Annotated in this window: 16 protein-coding genes and 2 pseudogenes; 8 read left to right on the forward strand and 10 right to left on the reverse strand. The window is 71.0% G+C overall.

The window, feature by feature from the left end:
* Positions 1–5: 5 nt before the first annotated feature.
* A complete protein-coding gene (gene bcaP / locus ACEN96_RS17225) occupies positions 6–1,397 on the reverse strand; it encodes a branched-chain amino acid transporter BcaP (RefSeq protein ID WP_495584314.1) in 1,392 nt (463 codons plus the stop codon).
* A 175-nt stretch (positions 1,398–1,572) separates the two neighbouring features.
* Here bcaP and ACEN96_RS17230 point away from each other — a divergent pair, with 175 nt between their 5' ends.
* Positions 1,573–1,791, forward strand: a complete 219-nt coding sequence (locus tag ACEN96_RS17230; RefSeq protein ID WP_495584315.1) for a hypothetical protein — start codon at positions 1,573–1,575, stop codon at positions 1,789–1,791.
* 24 nt (positions 1,792–1,815) lie between these two features.
* Here the strand turns inward: ACEN96_RS17230 and ACEN96_RS17235 are convergent, their stop codons facing one another.
* The 3 genes and pseudogenes from ACEN96_RS17235 to ACEN96_RS17245 all read right to left on the reverse strand — a co-directional run.
* The gene (locus ACEN96_RS17235; protein WP_495584316.1) at positions 1,816–2,811 is read right to left on the reverse strand and encodes a Bug family tripartite tricarboxylate transporter substrate binding protein; all 996 of its coding nucleotides are present in this window, start codon (positions 2,809–2,811) and stop codon (positions 1,816–1,818) included.
* The gene (locus ACEN96_RS17240; protein ID WP_495588629.1) at positions 2,811–3,344 is read right to left on the reverse strand and encodes an AtuA-related protein; all 534 of its coding nucleotides are present in this window, start codon (positions 3,342–3,344) and stop codon (positions 2,811–2,813) included. Before ACEN96_RS17240 ends, ACEN96_RS17235 begins: the two co-directional genes overlap by 1 nt.
* A gap of 15 nt (positions 3,345–3,359) precedes the next feature.
* Positions 3,360–4,745 (reverse strand): annotated as a pseudogene (locus ACEN96_RS17245) (acyclic terpene utilization AtuA family protein); the annotation flags it as partial.
* 527 nt (positions 4,746–5,272) lie between these two features.
* Here ACEN96_RS17245 and ACEN96_RS17250 point away from each other — a divergent pair.
* Both ACEN96_RS17250 and proX read left to right on the forward strand, forming a co-directional pair.
* Positions 5,273–6,097: pseudogene (locus ACEN96_RS17250) on the forward strand (quaternary amine ABC transporter ATP-binding protein); the annotation flags it as partial.
* Between the two features lie 32 nt (positions 6,098–6,129).
* The gene (gene proX, locus ACEN96_RS17255; protein WP_495584317.1) at positions 6,130–8,283 is read left to right on the forward strand and encodes a glycine betaine/L-proline ABC transporter substrate-binding protein ProX; all 2,154 of its coding nucleotides are present in this window, start codon (positions 6,130–6,132) and stop codon (positions 8,281–8,283) included.
* Between the two features lie 27 nt (positions 8,284–8,310).
* Here the strand turns inward: proX and ACEN96_RS17260 are convergent, their stop codons facing one another.
* The 5 genes from ACEN96_RS17260 to ACEN96_RS17280 all read right to left on the reverse strand — a co-directional run bounded on the left by ACEN96_RS17260 (position 8,311) and on the right by ACEN96_RS17280 (position 15,591).
* Complete coding sequence (locus tag ACEN96_RS17260; protein WP_495584318.1) at positions 8,311–11,454, reverse strand: CusA/CzcA family heavy metal efflux RND transporter; 3,144 nt, start codon at positions 11,452–11,454, stop codon at positions 8,311–8,313.
* Between the two features lie 13 nt (positions 11,455–11,467).
* On the reverse strand, positions 11,468–12,691 hold the full coding sequence (locus ACEN96_RS17265) for an efflux RND transporter periplasmic adaptor subunit (protein WP_495584319.1): 1,224 nt from the start codon (positions 12,689–12,691) through the stop codon (positions 11,468–11,470).
* A gap of 42 nt (positions 12,692–12,733) precedes the next feature.
* Positions 12,734–13,969 carry a TolC family protein gene (locus ACEN96_RS17270; RefSeq protein WP_495584320.1) on the reverse strand — a complete coding sequence of 412 codons (1,236 nt, stop codon included), beginning with the start codon at positions 13,967–13,969 and terminating at the stop codon, positions 12,734–12,736.
* A 109-nt stretch (positions 13,970–14,078) separates the two neighbouring features.
* Complete coding sequence (gene czcI, locus ACEN96_RS17275) at positions 14,079–14,444, reverse strand: cation efflux protein, CzcI family (RefSeq protein WP_495584321.1); 366 nt, start codon at positions 14,442–14,444, stop codon at positions 14,079–14,081.
* A 37-nt stretch (positions 14,445–14,481) separates the two neighbouring features.
* Positions 14,482–15,591, reverse strand: coding sequence for an S-(hydroxymethyl)glutathione dehydrogenase/class III alcohol dehydrogenase (locus ACEN96_RS17280; protein WP_495584322.1), 1,110 nt, complete (start codon positions 15,589–15,591; stop codon positions 14,482–14,484).
* A gap of 199 nt (positions 15,592–15,790) precedes the next feature.
* On the opposite strand from ACEN96_RS17280, the gene ACEN96_RS17285 reads away from it, so the two are divergent.
* The 3 genes from ACEN96_RS17285 to ACEN96_RS17295 are packed head-to-tail and all read left to right on the forward strand — an operon-like array spanning position 15,791 to position 18,376.
* Positions 15,791–16,165: a hypothetical protein gene (locus ACEN96_RS17285; RefSeq protein WP_495584323.1), complete on the forward strand. Its 375-nt coding sequence runs from the start codon at positions 15,791–15,793 to the stop codon at positions 16,163–16,165.
* A complete protein-coding gene (locus tag ACEN96_RS17290) occupies positions 16,162–17,949 on the forward strand; it encodes a thiamine pyrophosphate-requiring protein (protein WP_495584324.1) in 1,788 nt (595 codons plus the stop codon). The genes ACEN96_RS17285 and ACEN96_RS17290 overlap by 4 nt, the downstream gene beginning before the upstream one ends.
* A gap of 28 nt (positions 17,950–17,977) precedes the next feature.
* Entirely contained in the window at positions 17,978–18,376 is a 399-nt protein-coding gene (locus ACEN96_RS17295) for a DUF6691 family protein (RefSeq protein WP_495588630.1), read from the forward strand.
* Positions 18,377–18,401: 25 nt separating this feature from the next.
* Here the strand turns inward: ACEN96_RS17295 and ACEN96_RS17300 are convergent, their stop codons facing one another.
* Positions 18,402–19,184 carry a uracil-DNA glycosylase family protein gene (locus ACEN96_RS17300; protein WP_495584325.1) on the reverse strand — a complete coding sequence of 261 codons (783 nt, stop codon included), beginning with the start codon at positions 19,182–19,184 and terminating at the stop codon, positions 18,402–18,404.
* 151 nt (positions 19,185–19,335) lie between these two features.
* Between ACEN96_RS17300 and ACEN96_RS17305 the strand changes: the two genes are divergently transcribed.
* Together ACEN96_RS17305 and ACEN96_RS17310 are read left to right on the forward strand one after the other, a co-directional pair.
* A complete protein-coding gene (locus tag ACEN96_RS17305) occupies positions 19,336–20,880 on the forward strand; it encodes an amidohydrolase family protein (protein ID WP_495584326.1) in 1,545 nt (514 codons plus the stop codon).
* Positions 20,881–20,890: 10 nt separating this feature from the next.
* Positions 20,891–22,813, forward strand: coding sequence for a S41 family peptidase (locus tag ACEN96_RS17310; protein WP_495584327.1), 1,923 nt, complete (start codon positions 20,891–20,893; stop codon positions 22,811–22,813).
* The last annotated feature ends 28 nt before the right edge of the window (positions 22,814–22,841 follow it).

Consider the following 22,841-nt stretch of genomic DNA (forward strand, 5'->3'; position numbering starts at 1 on the left):
CTCGCTCAGCCCAGCACCGATCGCTGGCGCGAATAGCCGAAGTACATCAGCAGCCCCAGCGCCACCCACACGCCGAAGGCGATCCAGGTGGTGGGCTGCAGGAAGGTCATCAGCGTGACGCAGAGCCCGATCGCCAGCAGCGGCACCACCGGCACCGCCGGGCAGCGGAACGCGCGCGGCAGGTCCGGCCGCGTGCGGCGCAGCACGATCACCGCCAGCGCGATCAGGCAGAAGGCCGCCAGCGTGCCGATGTTGATCAGCTCGGCGAGCACGTTCAGCGGCACCAGCGCCGCGATCAGGCCGAACAGGCCGCCGACCAGCCAGGTCGCGAAGAACGGCGTGCCATGGCGCGGATGCAGCGCCGACAGGCGGCGCGGAAGCAGGCCGTCGCGCGACATCGCGAAGATGATCCGCGTCTGGCCATAGGTCATCACCAGGATCACCGTCGTCATGCCGACGATCGCGCCCAGGTCGACGAAGCCGGCGAACCAGGTCTCGTTGGCGCGCTGCAGCGCCAGCGAGACCGGATGGTCGACGCCGACGAACTCGCGGAACGGGACGATGCCCGTCATGATCAGCGACACCAGCACGTACAGCGCCGCGCAGACCGCCAGCGAACCGATGATGCCGATCGGCAGGTCGCGGTCGGGGCGCTTGACCTCCTCGGCGGCCGAGGACACGGCATCGAAGCCGATGAAGGCGAAGAACACCAGCGCCGCCGCGCTCAGCACGCCGCTGGCGCCGAAGGGCGCGAAGGGCTGCCAGTTCTCCGGTCTGACGTGACGCGCGCCCACCACGATGAACAGCAGCACCACGGCGATCTTGACGACCACCATGACGTTGTTGAGCCGGCTGGACTCGCGCATGCCCAGCGACAGCATCCCCGCCAGCACCAGCACGATCAGGAAGGCCGGCAGGTTGAACCAGGTGTGCGCGTGCGGCAGCGCGCCGGGCGCCGCCGTCAACGCGACCGGCAGCGAGACGCCCAGGCCCGACAGCAGCGACTGGAAGTAGCCCGACCAGCCGACCGCAACCGCGGACACCGCCAGGCCGTACTCCAGCATCAGGTCCCAGCCGATGATCCAGGCGACCAGCTCGCCCAGCGTCGCGTAGCTGTAGGTGTAGACGGAGCCGGCGACGGGGATGGAGCTGGCGAACTCCGCATAGCACAGCGCGGCGAAGGCGCAGGCCAGCGCGGCGATGACGAAGGAGATGGTCAGCGCCGGCCCGGCGGTGAGCGCGCCAGTGCCGGTCAACACGAAAATGCCGGTGCCCACGATGGCGCCGATGCCGATCAGCACCAGGTCCAGCGGACCGAGCACCTTCTTCAGGCCGTGGCCGGGGGCGCGCGATTGCGCGAGCAGGTCGTCGAGGTTCTTGGTTCGGAAGAGGCTCAAGTCGATCTCCAGGTACTGCCGGGGAGGAGGCGCGAGGCCGGGACCTTGTCCGGTTGAAAACCGTGCATTGGACCAGATCCCTCCGTTCGCGCCGCGACCGCGTCACGGACGCTGAGGTACCCTGTTCAGGGAGGATCCCGGCTCCCCCGGGATCGACAAGACCAAGGGACGCGCAGTGAAAACCATCGACGAGATGTTGAACCTGGACCTGATCACGATCGAGCAGCACCGGGAGATCGGCGCCTGGATCGAGCGCTCGCGCACGCCGGAGCAGATCCTGGCGATGCCGAGCGATCTCTGGCAGGCCGTGGAGCGCGCGAGCGAGCAGATGGGCGTCGACGCCGACCTGCTGCGGCCGCCCTCGCTGGACGCGGACGGGCTGCTGCACAACTGACCTCGCGCGCCAGCCGCCTGCGGTTCACTCCGGCTCGATGCCGGCCGCCTTGATGATCTGCCCCCACTTGCGGGTCTCGGCCGCCTGGAAGGCCCGCAGCTCCTCCGGCGTGCTCGACCAGACGTTCACCCCGGCGCCTTCGAAGAAGGTCTTCGCGGGCGCGCTGCGCAGCGCCGCGATGAGCAGCTCGCGCAGCCGCTCGACCACCGGCGCCGGCGTCGCCGCCGGCACGTAGGCGGCGAACCAGTAACTCATGTCGTAGCCCTTGACGCCGGCCTCGTCGATCGTCGGCACGTCAGGCAGCAGCGCCGAACGCTTCGTCATCGAAAAGCCCAGCGCCCTCACCTTGCCCGCCTTGATCTGCGGCAGGCCGGTGGCCGTATCCGTGATCATGAAATCGACCTGCCCGCCGATGAGATCGGTGAGCGCCGGCGGATTGCTCTTGTACGGGATATGCAACAGCTGCGTGTGCGAGAGCTGCTGGAACTGCTCGCCAGCGACACGGCTCGACGCGCTCCCGCTGCCGAAGCTGACCTTGCCCGGCTCGCGCTTCGCGCGCGCGATCAGGTCCGCCACGCTCTTGTACGGACCATCCGCCTTGACCACCAGCACCTGCCCGCCCTTGCCCAGCCCCGTCACCGGCGCGAAGTCCTTGACCGGGTCATAGGACAGCTTGCGGTACAGATGCGGATTGGCCGACTGCGTCGTGTTGGTCGCGATCAGGACCGTGTACCCATCCGGCGCCGCCCGCGCCGCCTGCTGCGCGGCCAGCATGCCGCTCGCGCCCGCCTTGTTGTCGACCACCACCGCCTGCTTCGTCTGCTCGGAGATCGCCTGCCCCAGCGCGCGCGCCAGTTGATCCGTCGCGCTGCCCGCGGCGAAAGGCACCAGGAAGGTGACCGGCTTGGCCGGATAACCCGCCGCGCCCTGAGCGAACACCGGCACACCCATCGTCATCGCGGCAAGACCCACGGCGGCCAGCACGGCCACGCGCCGGGTCATCAACGGCTTCTGCATCATCAGGTCGTCTCCATCAGGTGATCATCAAAATTCCTGAGCCAGGGGAGCAGGTCCCCAGGCACCCTCAAGGACATCGCCAGCAGCACGAAGGACAAGGCCTTGCCGTGGCTGTCAAGATTCAACGCATCATTCACGCCGCCATCGAGCACGCCATCAAGCACGAAGTTCATCGCGTGCAGATGCGGCAGCAGATGACGCGTCACGCGCGTCGGGCAGCGCGACGAGAACTGGCGGGCCACCGCCTCCTCGGTCAGTTGCTCCACCAGCAGCGGATATAGCGCCGGGGACCAGGCGATCACGCTGATGTTGGAACGGTCGCCCTTGTCACCCGTCCTGCCGTGAGCGGCATGGCGCAGGGGCACGGTCAGGGAGCGGCAGGTGGGGGAGGATGCTTTCGTGCGGTCGGGCAAGCGCGGGCTCTCCACGGGGCATGGGGGATCCCTCCTGGACCCCCAAGCCCCATTCCGGCCCCATCGAAGCTCGTTGACTTCACGTCCGTCGACGCGCTCGCTGACGGCGTGGCCGAACACCACATCGTGCGGCGCGAGTTCGCGCGGGAACAGCGTCGAGCGCAGCCCCAGCCGCAACCTCACATTCGTCCTCACGCCTCCACCACCCGCGGGGCCGCAGGTGTACAGCGCCGTGACCTCGCGCGTGAGACGGTCCGCACCCGCACGCGTCGGATGATTCGCGGCGACACGCAAGCGCACGTCGCGCGCATCGCCCGCCGCATGCGCGGCCAGTTGCCGCCCCGCGTCATCGCCCAGCACGCTGGTCACGCCAATCAGATCGACACGCAGCGGCCCCTGCCGCTCGCTCGCATCGAGCCGCTCCCGCAGAACCTCGGCCGCGAGACGCGCCCGCGCCTCCGCGCCGGGCCCGGCATAAGAGATCTCACCCTCCGCCAGCCAGCCATGGGCGAAGAACACATTCGCCTTCAACGCATCGGGCCGCCGATGACCGCGCACGCCGCTCAGCCTCACCGCATCCTCGCCGGCGCACTCGACCCGCGCCTCGCCGATGTCCGCGATGACGTCGGGCGTCAGATAGGCCGCCGGATCATGCAGCTCATACAGGAGCTGCTCCTTGACGGTGTGTTCGTCGAGACCCCCGCCCGTGCCGTCGGCCTTGAACACCGTGCAGGCACCATCCGGCTCGATGCGCGCGATCGGGAAACCGACCCGCGCAAGACCCGGCACGTCCTTGAAGCCCGGATCGGCGTAGTAGCCGCCGCAGACCTGCGCGCCGCACTCGAGCAGATGGCCCGCCATCGTGGCACCCGCGAGCCGGTCCCAGTCGTCGAGCGCCCAGCCGAAATGCGCCAGCGCCGGCCCGACCGTCAACGACGGATCGGCCACGCGCCCCGTGACGACGACCTCGGCGCCGCCCCTCAAGGCATCAGCGATGCCCTCGGCCCCGAGGTAGACGTTCGCGCACGCGATGTCGGCGTCGGCGAGCGGCTGCCCGTCGCGTGCGAGCGCCTCCGCGAGCCATGCGCGCTGCGGCGGCGAGGTCAACGCATCGCCGCCGACGATCGCCACGAGCGGCTCGCCGAGCCCGAGTTCGGCCGCCAGGGCCCGCACGCGACGCGCGGCGGCAGGCGGATTCGCCGCGCCGAAGTTGCCGACGATGGGGATGCGATGCCGCAGGCAGTCCGCCAGGACGGGCCGGAGCATGTCATCGAGCAACGGCTCGTAGCCGGCCTCGGGATCGCGCTGGCGGGCGAGCTGCGCCAGCGCGAGCGTGCGCTCGGCCAGCGTCTCGAAGATCAGCACCGCCGGTCCGCCGAGCCGGATCAGCGTGTCGACGACCGGCCGCGCGGCATCGGTGCGATCGCCCGAGAAGCCGGCCGCGCAGCCCACCAGCAGCGGCTCGGCCTCGCCGGAACGCGGCCCGCCATGGATCTCGGAAAGGGAGTCGGATCGGGTGTCCATCCCGCCGACTCTAGAGGCTCCCAGGCCCTGCGATGTTTCGGTTGTCCCTAGGGCTTCGTTCGCCAGATCTGCGGTTGGATTGACCGGTTCAGATCGAAAAGTTATACTTATTCATTAAATGTCAGTCAAACTCATCTGTTGACTGCCCTCGCGCGGCTCGCGGAGCATCGACTCCCGTCGCGCGGCAGGTTCGCCGCCGGGCCCGTCCCGGCATCTCCGGCCGGTCATCCGGCCCCACTGCCACGCCAGGCTCGACCGGGCGGCGCCCCTCGACCAGGCCCGCCGTCCGCGAACCGAGTCCCCAGCGGGCACTGGCCTCGCCTTCGCTTTCCGCCGTGCCCGCTGGCAGCCCGAGAGGCCCGCCGGGGCCGCCGCGTGCCCATCCGGCCTCCTCTCCACTGATGGCGTGACCGCCGCCGTGCCCGCGCGTTCGCGCGCCCGTGTCCTCGCGACCTCGCGACCTCGCGACGCGGACCGGCCGGCGTCCCTTCCCCCAGTCCCTCATTGCAGGAAAGGAGTCACGGCACATGGCCAAGGCAATCCACATCGATCACGTGTTCAAGGTTTTCGGCGACCGCCCCGAGCAGGCGCTGGCGCTGGTGCGCGAAGGCCTGGACAAGCAGGAGATCCTCGCCCGCACGGGCCAGTCGATCGGCGTGTTCGACGCGAGCTTCGAGATCCGCGCCGGCGAGATCTTCGTCGTGATGGGCCTGTCGGGCTCGGGCAAGTCGACGCTGGTGCGGCTGCTCAACCGCCTGATCGAGCCGACCGCCGGCCGCATCGTGATCGATGGCGGCGACATCAACGCGTATGGCGCTGGCCAGCTGCGCGCGCTGCGCCGCAAGGACTTCGGGATGGTGTTCCAGTCTTTCGCGCTGATGCCGCACATGACGGTGCTCGACAACGTGGCGTTCGGCCTGGAACTCGCCGGCACCGGCCGGCGAGCGCGGCTCGCGCAGGCCGGGCAGGCGCTCGAGCAGGTCGGCCTGGCCGGCTGGGGCGCGAAGTATCCGGACGAGCTGTCCGGCGGGATGCAGCAGCGCGTCGGGCTGGCGCGCGCGCTGGCCTCGGACCCGTCGATCCTGCTGATGGACGAGGCGTTCTCGGCCCTCGATCCGATCATCCGCGCGGAGATGCAGGCCGAACTGCTGCGGCTGCAGCAGGTGCGGCGCCGCACGATCGTGTTCATCTCGCACGACCTGGACGAGGCGATGCGCATCGGCGACCGCATCGCGATCATGAAGGACGGCCACGTGGTGCAGGTGGGCACGCCCGAGCAGATCCAGCGCGAGCCCGCCGACGACTTCGTCCGCAGCTTCCTCAACGCCGGCCGGCGCACGGAAGCCGCCGCGCCCGCCACGCTCACGCATTGAAGGTCTCCTCGATGAACGACACCCTCCTCCAACCGGTCGAGCTCGCCTCGTCCGACGCCGCGCGCGCGGCGATGCAATTGACGCCGCCGATGCCGGCGCCCTCGCCCTCGCCCGATCCCTGGGAAGCGATGGCCGCCGCGCCCGATCCAGCGGCCGCGAGCGCCTGGCTCGACGCGCCCGCGCAAGCTGCGCGACAGACCGCGGGACAGGCGGCGGCCCATGCCGCGACTCACGCCGACACCGCCGCGGGCGGCTTCCATTTGCAGCAGCTGTGGGACGGCTCGCTGCCGATCGCCGCCTGGATCAACCAGGGCCTGGGCTGGGCGGTCGAGCAGGCGCGCCCCTTCTTCCAGTCGGCGCGGCTGCCCATCGATGCGACGCTGCATTCGGTGCAGTCGATGCTGACCAGCCTGCCGGCGCTGCCGGCGATCGGCGTGCTGGGCCTGCTGGCCTGGCAGTTCGCCGGCGCCCGCATCGCCGTCGGCACGGCACTGTCGCTGCTGATCGTGGCGCTGCTGGGCATCTGGCCCGAGGCCATGGTGACGCTGTCGCTGGTGCTGACCTCGCTGGTGTTCTGCGTGCTGATCGGCCTGCCGCTGGGCGTGCTGCTGGCCAGCAGCGACCGCGCGCAGCGCTGGATGCGTCCGGTGCTGGACGCGATGCAGACGACACCCGCCTTCGTGTACCTGGTGCCGGTGGTGATGCTGTTCGGCATCGGCGACGTGCCGGGCGTGATCGTGACCATCGTGTTCGCGATCGCGCCGCTGGCGCGGCTGACCAGCCTGGGCCTGCGCCAGGTGCGTCCCGACCTGATCGAGGCCGCGCGCGCCTACGGCGCCTCGCCCTGGCAGATGCTGGTGAAGGTCCGGCTGCCGCTGGCGATGCCGTCGATCCTGGCGGGCATCAACCAGGCGCTGATGCTGTCGCTGTCGATGGTGGTGATCGCGTCGATGATCGCGGTCGGCGGCCTGGGCCAGATGGTGCTGCGCGGGATCGGCCGGCTGGACATGGGCCTGGCGACGATCGGCGGCGTGGGCATCGTGCTGCTCGCCATCACGCTGGACCGCCTGACGCAGGCCGTGGCGCGGCCGCGCCGCGGCCAGCCGCGCTGGTGGCGCACCGGCCCGGCCGGGCTGCTGCTCAGACCGCTGCGCCCGCTCGCCGCGATCGGGCTGCGCGGCGCGACGGCCCTGCTGGTGGTGCTCGGCCTGGCGCCGCAGGCGCACGCGCAGGAGCCCGGCGCCGCCCTGCCCGGCCAGGGCGTGACGGTGCAGCCGCTGAAGAGCTCGCTCGCCGAGGAAGCCTTCCAGACGCTGCTGGTGTCGCGCGCGCTGGAGCGGCTCGGCTACACGGTGCGGCCGATGAAGGACCTGGAGCCCGCGACCGAACACCTGGCGATCGCGAGCGGCGACGCGACCTTCATGGCCAACCACTGGCGGCAGTTGCACGAGGACTTCTATCGCAACAGCGGCGGGGACGCGAAGCTGGTGCGCGCCGGCTCGTACGCCGAGGGCGCGGTGCAGGGCTACCTGATCGACCGCAAGACGGCCGAGCAGTACGGCATCACGCGCCTGGACCAGCTCAAGGACCCGGCGCTGGCGAAGCTGTTCGACGCCGATGGCGACGGCAAGGCCGACCTGACCGGCTGCAATCCGGGCTGGGGCTGCGAGCTCGCGATCGAACGCCATCTCCAGGCCTACGGGCTGCGCGGCCAGGTGACGCATCGCCAGGGCAGCTACGCGGCGCTGATGGCGGACACGATCGCGCGCTTCAAGGAAGGCAAGCCGGTGCTGTACTACACCTGGACGCCGTACTGGGTCAGCGCGGTGCTGCGTCCGGGCCGCGACGTGGTGTGGCTGCAGGTGCCGTTCTCGGCCTCGGTGGACGGCGGCGACACGCGGCTGGCCAACGGCCGCAACTACGGCTTCGAGGCCGATCAGGAGCAGATCGTCGCCAACCGCGCCTTCGTCGAGCAGCACCCGGCCGCGGGCCGGCTGTTCGCGGCGATGAAGCTGCCGATCGCCGACATCAACGCGCAGAACCTGCGGATGAGCGAAGGCGCCGATTCAGCGCAGGACATCGAGCGCCATGTCGACGGCTGGATCCGCGCCCATCAGGCGGCCTTCGACGGCTGGATCGAGGCCGCGAAGGACGCGCCGCGCTGAGGCGTCACGCCGCGGCGAGGAGCCGCGTCATGCCCGCTCCCTGTCCTCCTCGCCGCGCCGGTGCGCCAGCCGGTACAGCACCGGCAGCACCAGCAGCGTCAGCGCGGTCGAGGACAGGATGCCGCCGATCACCACGGTGGCCAGCGGGCGCTGCACCTCGGCGCCGGTGCCGGTCGCCAGCGCCATCGGCACGAAGCCCAGCGACGCCACCAGCGCCGTCATCAGCACCGGCCGAAGCCGCGTCAGCGCGCCTTCGTGGATCGCGGCGTCCAGGCGCTGACCCGCCTCGCGCAGGTTGCGGATGAACGAGATCATCACCAGCCCGTTGAGCACCGCCACGCCCGACAGCGCGATGAAGCCCACCGCCGCCGAGATCGACAGCGGGATGTCGCGCAGCCACAGCGCCACGATGCCGCCGGTCAGCGCAAACGGGATGCCGGTGAAGACGATCACGCCATCCTTCATGTTGCCGAACATCGCGAACAGCAGCACGAAGACCAGCAGCAGCGAGACCGGCACCACCACCTTCAGCCGCTCGGTGGCGGACTGCAGGTGCTCGAACTGGCCGCCCCAGGCCAGCCAGTAGCCGGTCGGCAGCTGGGCCTGCTGTCCGACCAGCCGCTGCGCCTCGGCCACGAAGCTGCCGATGTCGCGCCCGCGCACGTTGGCGCTGACGACGACGCGCCGCTTGCCGTCCTCGCGGCTGACCTGGTTCGGCCCCGGCGCCGTCGTGAGATCGGCCACCTCGCTGAGCGGAATGAACCGGCGGGCCCCGTCCGCGCCGACCGGCAGCGGGATGGGCAGGCGCTTGATCGCCTCGAGGTCCGCGCGCTGCGCCTCGGGCAGGCGCACGAGGATGTCGAAGCGGCGGTCACCCTCGAACATCGTGCCGGCCTCGCGGCCGCCGATCGCGGTGGCCAGCGTCTCCTGCACGTCCTGCACGTTGAGGCCGTAACGCGCCGCGCGCTCGCGATCCACGGCGACGCTGAGCATGGGCAGGCCGGTGGTCTGCTCGACGTTGACCTCCGATGCGCCCGCGATCCCTTGCAGCAGCGCGGCGATGCGCTGGGCCGCCGCCTCCAGCACGGCCATGTCGTCGCCGAAGACCTTGACCGCCACGTCCGATCGCACACCCGAGATCAACTCGTTGAAGCGCAGCTGGATCGGCTGCGAGAACTCGTAGTTCTGGCCCGGCAGCGTCGCCACCTCGGCCTGCACCGCGGCCAGCAGCTCGTCGCGCGTGCGGCGCGGCTCGGGCCACTGGTCGCGCGGCTTGAGCATCACATAGCCGTCGGAGATGTTGGGCGGCATCGGATCCGCCGCGATCTCCGCCGTGCCGGTGCGCGCGAAGACGCGCTCGATCTCGGGGAACTTCTGCTTCAGCCGCGCCTCGAGCTGCTGCTGCATCGCCACCGATTGCGTCAGGCTGGTGCCCGGGATGCGCAGCGCCTGGATCGCGAAGTCGCCCTCGTTGAGGCTGGGGATGAACTCGCTGCCCATGCGCGTGGCCAGCAGGCCCGAGAGCACGACGGTCACCGCCGCGAAGGTCAGCACCACCGGCTTGGCGCGCATGACGCGATGGAGCATCGGCTCGTACGCGCGCCGCGCCCAGCCCATCAGCCGGTTCTCCTTCTCGGCCACGCGATCGCCGATGAACAGCGCCACCGCGGCCGGCACGAAGGTGATCGACAGGACCATCGCGCCGATCAGCGCGATCACCACGGTGAAGGCCATCGGGTGGAACATCTTCCCTTCGACGCCGGCCAGCGCAAAGATCGGCAGGTACACGATCATGATGATCAGCTGCCCGAACAGCAGCGGCCGCCGTGCCTCCTGCGACGCGAGGAAGACCTCGTGGAAGCGCTCCGCGCGCGTCAGCGCGCGGCCCTTGTGGGTCTGGGCGTGGGCCAGCCGGCGCACGCAGTTCTCGACGATGACGACCGCGCCGTCGATGATGATCCCGAAGTCCAGCGCCCCCAGGCTCATCAGGTTGGCGCTGACCTTCTGCTGGACCATGCCGGTGAAGGTGAACAGCATCGACAGCGGGATCACCATCGCCGTCAGGATCGCCGCGCGGATGTTGCCCAGGAACAGGAACAGGACCGCGATCACCAGCACCGCGCCCTCGATCAGGTTCTTCCTGACCGTCGCGATCGCCTTGTCGACCAGCGTCGTGCGGTCGTAGACGGTGACCGCGTGCACGCCCCGGGGCAGGTTGGCGTTGATCTGCGCCATCCGCTTGGCCACCGCCTGCGAGACGGTGCGGCTGTTCTCGCCGATCAGCATGAAGACCGTGCCCAGCACGACCTCGCGCCCGTTGTCGGTGGCGGCGCCGGTGCGCAGCTCGCGGCCGATCTCGACCGACGCCACGTCGCGCACCCGCACCGGGACGCCGCCCTCGTTGCGCAGCACGATGTGGCCGATGTCCGCCATCGTGCCCACCTGCCCCGGCGCGCGGATCAGCACCTGTTCGCCGCGCCGCTCGATGTAGCCGGCGCCGACATTGGCGTTGTTGCGATCCAGCGCCGCCACGACGTCGCCCAGCGACAGCCCGTACGAGGACAGCTTCCCCGGATCCGGTGCGACGTGGTACTCCTTCGCGTAGCCGCCGATCGAATTGATCTCGGTCACGCCGGCGACCGTGCGCAGCTGCGGCTTGATGACCCAGTCCTGGATCTCGCGCAGGTCGGTCGGCGTGTAGGGCTGGCCATCGGGCTTCTTCGCGCCGGGCTCGCTTTCCACGGTCCACAGGTAGATCTCGCCCAGGCCGGTGGAGATCGGTCCGATGTGCGGCGTGACGCCGGCGGGCAGCTCGCCGCGCGCGGCCTGGATGCGCTCGTTGACGAGCTGGCGCGCGAAGTAGAGGTCGGTGCCGTCCTTGAAGATGACCGTCACCTGCGACAGCCCGTAGCGCGACAGCGAGCGCGTCTGCTGCAGCCCCGGCAGTCCCGCCATCGCGGTCTCGATCGGATAGGTGACGCGCTGCTCGGTCTCCAGCGGCGAGTAGCCCGGCGCGCCGGTGTTGATCTGCACCTGCACGTTGGTGATGTCGGGCACCGCGTCGATGGGCAGCTTCTGGTAGTTGTACAGGCCCAGCCCCGCCATCCCGAGCACGGCGAGCAGGACCAGCCATCGGTGCTCGATGGCGAAGCGGATGATGCGTTCGAACATGGTCGGCCGCCCTTCAATGCGCGTGGGACGCGGTGGCCTTGCCGGCCTCCGCCTTCACCACGAAGCTGCCCGCCGCCACGTAGGGCGTGCCCGCGCGCAGGCCGTCGAGGATCTCGACCCGCTTGCCATCGCCCCGGCCCACGCGCACCGGCTGCGCGGCGAAGCCCCCGGCGGTCTTGACGAAGACGACCGGCGTGCCGGCCATCGTCTGCACCGCGTCGGCGGCGACGGTGACCGGCGCGGCGAAGGCGTCGCCACGCACCTCGACGTTGACGAAGAGGCCGGGACGCCAGGCGCTGTTCGGGTTGTCGAGCGTGACGCGCGCCTGCGCGGTGCGGGTCTGCTCGCCGATCAGCGCGCCGACGTAGGCGACCTTGCCGATGGCGGACTGCTCGAAGGCGGTCGCGCGGATCGTGACGCCATCGCCGACGCGGACCTGCGCCAGGTCCTTGGCGGGCACGCTGATCTGCGCCCACACGCTGCGCAGGTCGGAGACGGTGAACACGGCCGTGTCCTCGCGCACCTGCTCGCCCAGCGCGATGTGCTTCTCGACGAGGGTGCCGTCGAAGGGCGCGCGCAGCTCGAAGCGGTTGAGCGCGCCGCTGTCCAGCGCCGCGCCGACCGCCTGCAGCTTCTGGCGCGCGTTGGCCACGGCGATCTCGGCTTCGCGCAGCGCCTGCTCGGCCACCTGCACGTCCTGCTGCGGCGAGATCTTCTCTTCGAAGAGCCGCCGCTCACGCTCATGGGTCGCGCGCGCGAGCTGCAGCCGCTTCTGCGCCGCCTGCAGGTCGGCGCGCTGGTCCGAGACCGCCGGGCTGCTGATCACCGCGAGCAGCTCGCCCTGGCGCACCACCTGGCCCAGCGACACCGGCACCGCCTCGACCACGCCGGTCACGCGCGGCACGACGTGGGCGGTGCGGTCCTCGTTGAACTTCACTTCGCCGGGCAGCTGGAAGCTGCCCTGCAGCGTCGCGCTCGCGGCCGGCTCGACAGCGATGCCAGCGGCCTTGACCTGCGCGTCGGTGAGGCGGATGACGCCCTCGTCGTCCGAATGGCCCTGGGCCTCTTCATGGCCGTGGTCCTCCTCCGCGTGCGAGTCACCGCCGGAGCGGCCGGCTCCGGTGAGGATGCCGATGCCGGCGGCCGTGCCGAGCAGCAGGATCGCCGCGATCGCGATGGCCTGCTTCCTGCGCGCGCCGCGGCGCGTGTCGTCGTTGAAATCGTGTGGGGTGTTCATGGGGAATCTGGTTGAAATGGGGTCGTTCGATCGGCCGCCCGGTCACGGGCGGGCGTCGGCGGCACCGAGCCGCCGGTCGATCTCGGCGCCGAGCCGGTGCGCCTGCGCGAGCGCCGCGAAGTACTGCCCGCACGCCTGCAGCCAGGTGCGCTGCGCGTCGAGCACGTCGAGGAAGCCGAACTTGCCCAGCTCGAAGCCGCGCCGCGCGGCCTCATGGGCGGCCTGCGCGCCGGGCAGCACGTCGCGGCGCAGGGTGGCAATCTCGTCGGCGCGCGCGCGGAGCTGATCGACGGCCTGCAGCACTTCGGCGCGCAGCTGCTGCTCCTCGGCCTGGGCGAGCGCCTGCGCGGCGTCGCGCTGGCGCAGCGCCTCGAACTGCGCGCCCTGGTTGCGATCGAACAGCGGGATCGGGATCGACACGCTGATCAAGGGCTGCGTGCGGCCGAGCTCCGCCGCCCGCTTGCCGCCGACGCCGACGGTCACGTCGGGCGTGGCGCGGGAGCGCTCCAGCTCGAACGCCGCATCGGCGCGCTGCACCGCCATGCGCGCGCGGCGCAGCAGCGGGGACTGCTCGATGCGTTCGTCCAGCGCGGGCCCTTCCGGCCAGGCGGGCAAGGCATCGGCGCTGCCATCGACGCGGACGATCGCGCCGGGCGCCTCGCCCATCACCGCGCCGAGCGCGCGCAGCGCCGACGCGAGGTCGGCCTCGGCCTGGCGAAGCTCGATGCGCGCCGAGGATTCGGCGACGCGGGCGCGCGTCTCCTCGATCGGCGAGACCTTGCCCGCGGTGACCCGGCGCGACACCGCCTGCGCGCCGCTCGTGGCGATCTCCAGCGACGCCTGCGAGACCTTGACCCGCTCCTGCGCGATCAAGGTGTCGAAGAACGCCTGGATGGCGCTCGCGCGCACCTCGGCGCGCCGGGCCTCCAGCGCCAGCGCGGCCACGTCGCGATCGCGCCGGGCCAGCGCCACGCGCGCGGCGCGCTTGCCGCCGAGCTCGATGGTCTGGCTCAGCATCAGCGAGGTGCTGCGCGTCTCGCGGCGGGTGTCCTCGACGTCCAGGCTCAGCGAGGGATTGGGGATCAGTCCCGCTTGGCGGATGGCGCCGTCGCTGGCCGCGAGTTCATGGCCGCCGGCCCGCAGCAGCGGGTTTTGCCGCAAGGCGGTCTGCACCGCGGCGTCCAGCGTGAGGCCGGGCTCGGCGCCGGCGGATGAGGCGGGGAAGGAAGGAAAGGAAGTCAGTGCCGCGCATGCCAGCGGCACAAGGAATCTGCGCATCGAATACTCCAGGGTTGTGGGAACAACACGGGGATTCGACGAAGGCAGCGCGGCCAGGGCCGCTCAACGGGGGATCAGGACGAAGGAGAAGTCCGCTGCGATCGCCGAATCAGGCGATGCGCCAGTTGGGGCGTTCCGGATGATCCGGCGCGCGCGAGGAGAACGGCTGCTGGGCCAGACCGGTCAGCACCTGCGCGCCGGGCCGCGGCAGCGGCACGCCGTTCATGGCCAGGGACTTGGCGGCGCTGAAGTGGCAGGCGCCGCAATCGTTGTCGACGGTCAGCTTGCCGCCGGCCGCCTTGGCCTTGTCGCCGGCGGCCTGCTGCGAGGCCTCGGCGCCGCCATGCGCGTGCTCGTGATGCCCGACATGGCGGGCATGGCCGGCGCGATCGTGCTGGCAATAGGCCGCCGCCGCTGCCCAGGAGAACTGGAGCGGCAGGAGGACCAGCAGGAGGATCGTGAGCCAGCGGCGCATAAGGCGCGGAGTGTAGCGCCGCGTCGCGCCCGAGGACTCAGAAGTGGACGACCGAGCGGATCGACTTTCCCTCGTGCATCAGGTCGAAGGCCTCGTTGATGCCGGTCAGCGGCATGGTGTGGGTCACGAAGGGCGCGAGCTGGATGTCGCCGCGCATCGCCTCCTCGACCATGCCGGGCAACTGGGAGCGGCCCTTGACGCCGCCGAAGGCCGTGCCCTTCCAGGTGCGGCCGGTGACCAGCTGGAACGGCCGCGTGGAGATCTCCTGCCCCGCGCCGGCCACGCCGATGATCACCGACTGGCCCCAGCCGCGGTGCGCGCACTCGAGCGCCGCGCGCATCACGTTGACGTTGCCGATGCACTCGAACGAATGGTCGACGCCCCAGCCGGTCATCTCGACGATGACCTGCTGGATGGGCTTGTCGTGGTCCTTCGGGTTGACGCAGTCGGTCGCGCCGAAGACCTTGGCCAGGTCGAACTTGGACGGGTTGGTGTCGATGGCGATGATGCGGCCGGCCTGCGCCAGCTTCGCGCCCTGGATCACCGCCAGGCCGATGCCGCCCAGGCCGAACACCGCGACGCTGTCGCCGGGCTGGACCTTGGCGGTGTTCTTCACCGCGCCCAGGCCGGTGGTCACGCCGCAGCCCAGCAGGCAGACCTGCTCGGGATTCGCGTCCGGGTTGATCTTGGCGAGGGAGACCTCGGCCACCACGGTGTACTCGCTGAAGGTCGAGCAGCCCATGTAGTGGTAGACGGGCTGGCCGTTGTAGCTGAAGCGCGTGGTGCCGTCGGGCATCACGCCCTTGCCCTGCGTCGCGCGCACGGCCACGCACAGGTTGGTCTTGCCGGACTTGCAGAACAGGCACTCGCCGCACTCGGCGGTGTAGAGCGGGATCACGTGGTCGCCGGGCTTGACGCTGGTGACGCCCTCGCCCACCTCGACGACGATGCCCGCGCCCTCATGGCCCAGCACCGCGGGGAACAGGCCTTCCGGATCGTCGCCGCTGAGCGTGAACGCGTCGGTGTGGCAGACACCGGTGTGGGTGATCTTGACCAGCACCTCGCCCTTGCGGGGCGGCGCGACATCGATCTCGACGACCTGCAGGGGCTGGCCCGCGGCGAAGGCAACGGCGGCTCGGGATTTCATGGTTGGGCTCCGGAGGAAGGCGTCAGGGGGCGCGAGTCTAAACCCGCGGCGCGCGTTCAACCACGACCGCCGGCCGTCCTCCAGCGGCCCTCGGGCGACCAGCGGAAGTGCTCCGGATCGCGCATGGGTATGGCGCTTGCCCGCCAGGGTCGCAGCCGGTCCACGCGCCGGCCGCAGCCGCCACGACGAAGGAACGCCCATGCCGCAAGCCGATCAATCGAAGAAGCAGGACCAGCGCCTCGCTGGCCGCGCCAAGGACTGGACCTTGAAGCCCGGCAGCGAATCGGCGCGCGCCGATCACGCGGGCGGGCCCGGCGGGCCCGAACTGTCCGCCCCGTGCGAGGGCTTCGTCGAACAGCCGATGACGCTGCAGGCCACCGTCGAGGAAGCGGCGCAGGTGCCGCGCGGCCCGTGCACGATCGAGCAGAGCGAGCATCGCGCGGTGCTGCGCTGGACCGAGGATGGCGAGGAGCGCCGCGGCTCCATGCCGATCGAGGACTACCGCGAGCGCCTGGCCGCCGGCACGCTGCGCCGTTGCTGCGACGATTCCGCCGCCGACGGAGCCGGGGCATGACCGCCACCGTCAGCGACCAGATCCTTGACCGCCTCCACGCCTGGGGCGTGCAACGCGTGTTCGGATACCCCGGCGACGGCATCAACGGGCTGATGGGCGCCTTCGGGCGCCAGCAGCACGGCATGGCCTTCGTGCAGGTGCGGCACGAGGAGCTGGCCGCCTTCATGGCCACCGCGCACGCGAAGTTCACCGGCGAGGTCGGCGTCTGCATGGCGACCTCCGGCCCCGGCGCGATCCACCTGCTCAACGGGCTGTACGACGCCAAGGCCGATCACATGCCGGTCGTCGCGATCGTCGGACAGAGCGCGCGCACCGCCATCGGCGGCGACTACCAGCAGGAGGTGGACCTGCACAGCCTCTTCAAGGACGTCGCGCACGAGTTCGTCCACACCGCGATGGCGCCGGCCCAGGTCCGGCACCTGATCGATCGCGCGATGCGGATCGCGCGGGACCAGCGCACCGTGACCTGCGTGATCGTGCCGCACGACCTGCAGGAACTCGATGCGGTGACCGAGCCGCCGCGCGCGCATGACACCGTGCACACCGGCATCGGCTGGACCGCGCCGCCGGGCGTGCCGGACGAGGCCCAGTTGCGCGCCGCCGCAGACATCCTCAACGCTGGCGAGCGCGTGGCCATCCTCGCCGGCGCGGGCGCGCTGCACGCGGGCGACGCGCTGGTGCAGGTGGCGGAGCGGTTGGGCGCGGGCATCGCGAAGGCACTGCTCGGCAAGATGGCCGTGCCGGACGACCTGCCCTTCGTCACCGGCGCCATCGGCCTGCTCGGCACCAAGCCCAGCTGGACGCTGATGAACGAGTGCGACACGCTGCTGATGGTCGGCTCCCACTTCCCGTACGCCGAGTTCCTGCCCAAGGAGGGCCAGGCGCGCGGCGTACAGATCGACATCGACGGCCGCCGCGTGTCGACGCGCTATCCGATGGAGGCCAATCTGATCGGCGACAGCCGCCTCACGCTCGAGGCGCTGCTGCCCTACCTCGTCCGCAAGGAAGACCGCCGCTGGCGCGATCGGATCGAGGACGAGGTGCGCGACTGGTGGCAGGTGCTGGAGGCGCGCGCGATGGCCGAGGCCAGGCCGGTCAACCCGCAGCGCGTGTTCTGGGAGCTGTCGCCGCGCCTGCCGGCCCAGGCGATCCTGTGCTGTGACTCCGGCACCGCGGCCGGCTGGTACGCGCGCGACCTGAAGGCCCAGCCCGGGATGATGGGATCAGTGTCGGGTGGGCTCGCATCGATGGGCTGCGGTGTGCCGTACGCGCTCGCCGCCAAGCTCGCGCATCCGCACCGGCCGGTGATCGCCCTGGTCGGCGATGGCGCGATGCAGATGACCGGCATCAACACGCTGGTCACGATCGCTCATCGCTGGCGCGACTGGGCCGATCCGCGCCTGGTGGTCATGGTGCTCGACAACGCCGATCTCAACATGGTGACCTGGGAGCAGCGCGTCACCGCGGGCGACCCCAAGTTCGAGGCCTCGCAGACCCTGCCGGCCTTCCCCTACGCGGACTACGCGCGCCTGCTGGGGCTGGAGGGCGTCCGCGTCGACCGTCCCGGCGACGTGGCGGGCGCCTGGGACCGGGCGCTGGCCGCGGACCGGCCGACGGTGCTGCAGATGGTCGTCGACCCGGACGTTCCGCCCTTGCCGCCCCATGTCGAAAAGAAGCAGATGCTGCAGTACGCCAAGGCGCTGCTGCACGGCGATCCCAATGCGCGTGGCGTCATCGCCGCCACGCTGCGCGAGCTCTGGGCCACCGTGACCAAGCGTCCCTGATCACGCGCCGTGATCCGACCTCGCATCTCTGCTGTCGGGCCTCGTCTTCGGCCTGGGCCTGCAGATCTCGGGCATGACCGATCCCGCCAAGGTGCTGGCCTTCCTGGACCTCGCCGGACGCTGGGACCCGTCACTGGCGCTCGTGATGATCGGCGCCATCGCCGTGACCATGCCCGCCTACCTGTGGAGCAGGCGCCGCCGCACGCCGGTGCTGGCGCGTGAGTTCGACCTGCCCTCCGCCACGCGCATCGACCGCCCCCTGATGCTGGGCAGCCTGCTGTTTGGCGCCGGCTGGGGCCTGGCGGGTCTCTGCCCGGGCCCGGCGCTGGTCCTCGCCGGCAGCGGGCGCGGACAGGCGGTGGTCTTCGTCCTGGCCATGCTCGCGGGCATGGCCGTCTTCGAATGGCGGCGGCGCCGCCTCGGTTGACCGGCGCCATCGGACCAGGCACGCATCACGGCACCACGATCGAGATGTTGGCCCGCTCCGTGCCCGGCGTCGACGACATGCCGGCCCAGAAGTCCGTGCTGCGCATCCAGGCCTGCAGCCCCATCGGGAAATCCAGGCTGGGGATCTCCGGCAGCTCCTCTTCCTTGAAGTCGCTGCCGTAGGGCACCAGCGCCCGGGCCTCGTCGGGATGCTGGATCGTCGGATGCAGCTTCTTCAACGCGACGTTCCAGTTGTCGAGCAGGTCCTTGCGCGTGATCGGCCCGCCGGGCTTGTCGGCCGTCGGATGCAGCGCCCGCTGATGGACCGCGGTGACGGCCTGCCCCGCCGGCGTCGCCTTGAACGCGGTCCAGGCCTCGAAGGCCGGTGTGCCGAAGGTGACGACCGCCTCGATCTTCCCCGGCGCGAACGCCGCCTCCAGCCATTGGTGGCGATAGGCCTGGATGGCCGGATCGTTCAGATGCGGCAGCGCCATGTCCTGGTTGTAGATGCCGTACAGGAAGGTGTTGATCATCAGGTAGCTCTTCGTGAAGCCCAGCTTCTCGACGAAGCCCTGCACGCGCCGGCCGGCCTGGCCCGACAGGATGCGGCGCGTGACCGCCTCGGTCTGCGCCGGATCCTGGCCGATGACCAGCAGCCGCGCGCTGCCCGTGGCGCGACCGCGGTAGAAGATCGGCCCCCAGAGCGAGCGGAAGCCGTTGGCGCCCGGATAGACCGTGTCGTCGGGGTAGTTGCGGCACAGCGTCCTGAACGCGCCCGTCGGGCCGGTGTCGAAGGGGTCGTTGCTCATCGCGGCCTCCATGGATCCAGGCATCGTCGGGCGCGCCGCCGGCCGGCGTCATCCTCAAGGCAGAGGATGGCGCGGGCGCAGACCCCTCGACGGCGACGGCCCGCGCCATCGAAGATGCCCGCGACGATCCACGCGCGACATGGGAGGCCCTGTGAGTCTGGTCATCTCGGGGCGCATCGTCCCGCTCACGCAGGACACCGCCGTCGCCGCCACCGAGCGCGAGGCCTTCGCGGGCAAGGTCTGGATCGGCGACGATGGCCGCATCGAGCGCGTCACGCGCGGCAATGCGGCGGGCCCGGCCGGCTTCGACCAGGCGCCGGTCGTCGACGTCGGCAACGACCTGGTGCTGCCGGGCTTCGTCGACCTGCACAGCCACCTGGCCTACGCCACGCTGCCGCTGTGGACCGAACCCGGCCGCACGATGCCCTTCCTGCATCACGATTCCTGGCCCTCGGCGCGCACCTATGCGGCCGACATCACCTGGCCCGCGTACGCGTTCATCGAGGCCTCGCCCCATGAACTGCTCGCGTACGCGGAGGTGCGGGCGCTGGTCGGCGGCACGACCAGCATCCAGGGCTCGCCGCCGAAGAACCGGCCGCTGGACGGCTGGATGGTCCGCAATGTCGAGGACGAGAGCTTCGGCGGCAGCGTCAAGTCCAATCAGGTGCTGTCCTCGACGCTGACGCTCAAGCCCGACGTGCTCGCGTCGCGCGCCGCGCAGATGAAGGCCGGTGCCTCGTTCATCTACCACTGCGCCGAAGGCCAGGTGAACTCGGTCGTCGAGCGCGAGTACCAGAGCGTGCGCAAGTGCGGCTGCCTGCAGCGCGGCTTCGTCGCCATCCACACCAACGCGGTCAACCCCGGCGACTACGGCGCCTGGACCGAGCCCGGCGCGATCGTCTGGTCGCCGTTCTCCAACCTCTGGCTGTATGGCAGCACGACCGACGTGCCGTCGGCGCTGGCCAGCGGCATCCCGGTGTGCATCGGCTCGGACTGGGGACCCTCGGGCACGCGCAACGTGCTGGGCGAGCTCAAGGTCGCCGCGCTCGTGAGCCAGGACAAGGGCTGGGGCCTCACGCCCTTCGACCTCGTGCGGATGATCACCTGCGTGCCGGGCGACGCGCTGCTGCGCGCCTGGGGCGCCCAGGCGGGACGCCTGCAGCCGGAGGCGCTCGGCGATGTCGTGGTCATCGACGCCGCCAGCAACGCCGAGCCCTTCGCCGCGGTGCTCGCGGCCACGGAAAAGGACGTGCGCTTCGTCGCCGTCGGCGGCCGGCCGCTGTACGGCGATCCGGCCCTCATGAAGGCGGCCAAGGCCAGCGCGCCGTCGAAGCTGACGATCGCGGGGAAGAAGCGGACGCTGTCGATGGTGCGCCTCGACGATCACTCGCAGCCCTGGGACTTCGCCGAGGTGCTGGCCCGGATGGAGCAGGTGCGCGCGGCGCCGAAGCAGGAGATCGACGCCGCGAAGAAGGCTTTCGCCGCGAGCCGGGGCGCGGGCGGCCCGCCGCGATTGCGGCTGGCGCTGGACATGCCGCTGGGCAAGGTGCCGATCGGTGGCCTGCCCAAGGACCTGGTCCAGGTCGTCGTGCCGCCGCTGCAGCCGCTCGAGCATGACGCCGCCTTCTTCGCCGCGATCCCCGGGCGCGGCTTCCACGGCGGGCTCCTGGACGGGCTGGCCGCGTTCTACGAATGAGGAGACAAGCATGGCGGCAAAGCCGACCCGCCCGGCCAAGGCGAGCCCCGCGAGCGCGCTGCTGAAGGCGCAGGCCGGCACGCCGATCGGCGGCCGGACGATGCGCACGGCGCTCAGCCGCGCGAAGGCGACGGCGCCGTCCGGCGACACGCTGGATGCCGCCGACCGCGAGCTCGTCGTCGACGCGTTGCTGACGGCGCTCGGCGGCGCGTACTGCCACCTGCCGCAGAAGCGCGCCGGCTATGCCAACGACCCGGTGCAGGCGCTGCAGCTGCTGCGCCTGCAGGCCGCGGAGATGAGCGACGCGGCCTTCCATCTCGCGCTCACCGGCCTCGTGGTCGACCTGCGCGACGCCCACACGCTCTACGCGGGCCCCAAGGGGCGCGGCGAGGCCGTCGCGCGCCTGCCCTTCCTGGTCGAGCAGTACGGCTCGACCGACGCGCCCGCCTTCGTGGTGAGCAAGGTGGCGCCGTCGACGCTGATCCAGGACGCGCGCTTCAAGCCCGGCGTGCTGCTCGAGACCTGGAACGGCATGCGCTTCGAGCGCGCCGTCGCGCTGCACGCCGACCGCGAGACCGGCGGACGGCCCGACGCGCGGCTGGCGCGGGCGCTGGAATCGCTGACCTTCCGCTCGCTGCAGTACGGGCCGCCGCCGGACGAGATGTGGGTGGACATCGGCTTTCGCGAGCGCGCGGGTCAGCCGGTGCGCGAGATCCGCATCCCATGGCATGTAGTGCATCCGGGCCGCGCGAAGTCCGGCGTGGAACCGGGCGCCCACGCGGCCTTGCGGCTCGCCGTCAGCCCCGCCGCGGAGCACGTCCGGCGCGCGAAGAAGCTGATGTTTTCCGGCGCGCAATGGGAGGCGGAGGACCAGCGCCGCGTGGCCCGCGACACGGACTGGCTCGAGACGCGTTTCCCCGACGCGCTGTCCGCGCGCCGCATCGCGACGGACACGCCGCTCCGCGAGATCGGCTACCTGCGGATCTGGACCTTCGACGTCGAAGACCATGACGCCTTCGTCGACGAGGTCGCGCAGCTCGTCGAGCAGTTGCCGGATGCGGGATTGATCGTCGATGTGCGCGGCAATCCGGGCGGCCTCATCTGGGCGGCGGAACGGCTGCTGCAGCTGTTCACGCCGAATCCGGTCTCGCCGACGCGCTTCAGCCTCGTTGCCACGCCACTGACCCGCGCGATGGCGCGCAGCGCGTTCAATCGCATGGAGCTCGAGCCGTGGATCAGTTCGCTGGAATCGGCGATCGCGACGGGCGAGACCTATTCGCAAGCGCTGCCGATCACCGATCCGGCCTGGTGCAACGACGTGGGGCAACGGTACGGGGGACCGGTGGTGTGCGTAGCGGACGCCAACACGTACTCGTCGGGGGATCTGTTCTGCGCCGGCTTCGTCGACAACGAGATCGGCGCGCTGGTGTGCGTCGGGCAGGCCACGGGCGCCGGCGGCGCCAACGTGTGGACCAGCCAGGACCTGACCGATGCGCTCGAAGGGACGGAGTTCGAGATTGCTCAGCTGCCCAAGGGCGTGAGCTTCACGATGGCCTTCCGCCGGGCGCTGCGCTGTGGCGATGCGGCAGGGGTGCCGATCGAGGATCTTGGCGTCGCGGGGATCCCGTACGCGATGACGCGCCGCGATGTGCTGGAGGGAAACGTCGACCTGATCGCGTACTGCGCCGAGATGCTCACCGGCGCGCCGCGCACGACGCTGCGGGTGACGCTGAGGACGGACGAAGTGAGCATCACGACAAAGGGCCTCGACGAGTTGGAGATCTACGTCGACGGCCGGCCCGCGGAAGCGGCGCGTCCCATCGCCGACGGGACGCTGACGCTGCCCCGCCCTTCCAGGGGAACGACGCTGGAGATCGCATGCCGCAAGGCGGGCAGCGTGGTTCAGCGGCGGCGGCTGTCGCTGGCGACATAGCGGCCGCCAAAAGCAAAACCCCCGCAGG

This window comes from Roseateles sp. Mitsp63 (assembly GCF_059491535.1).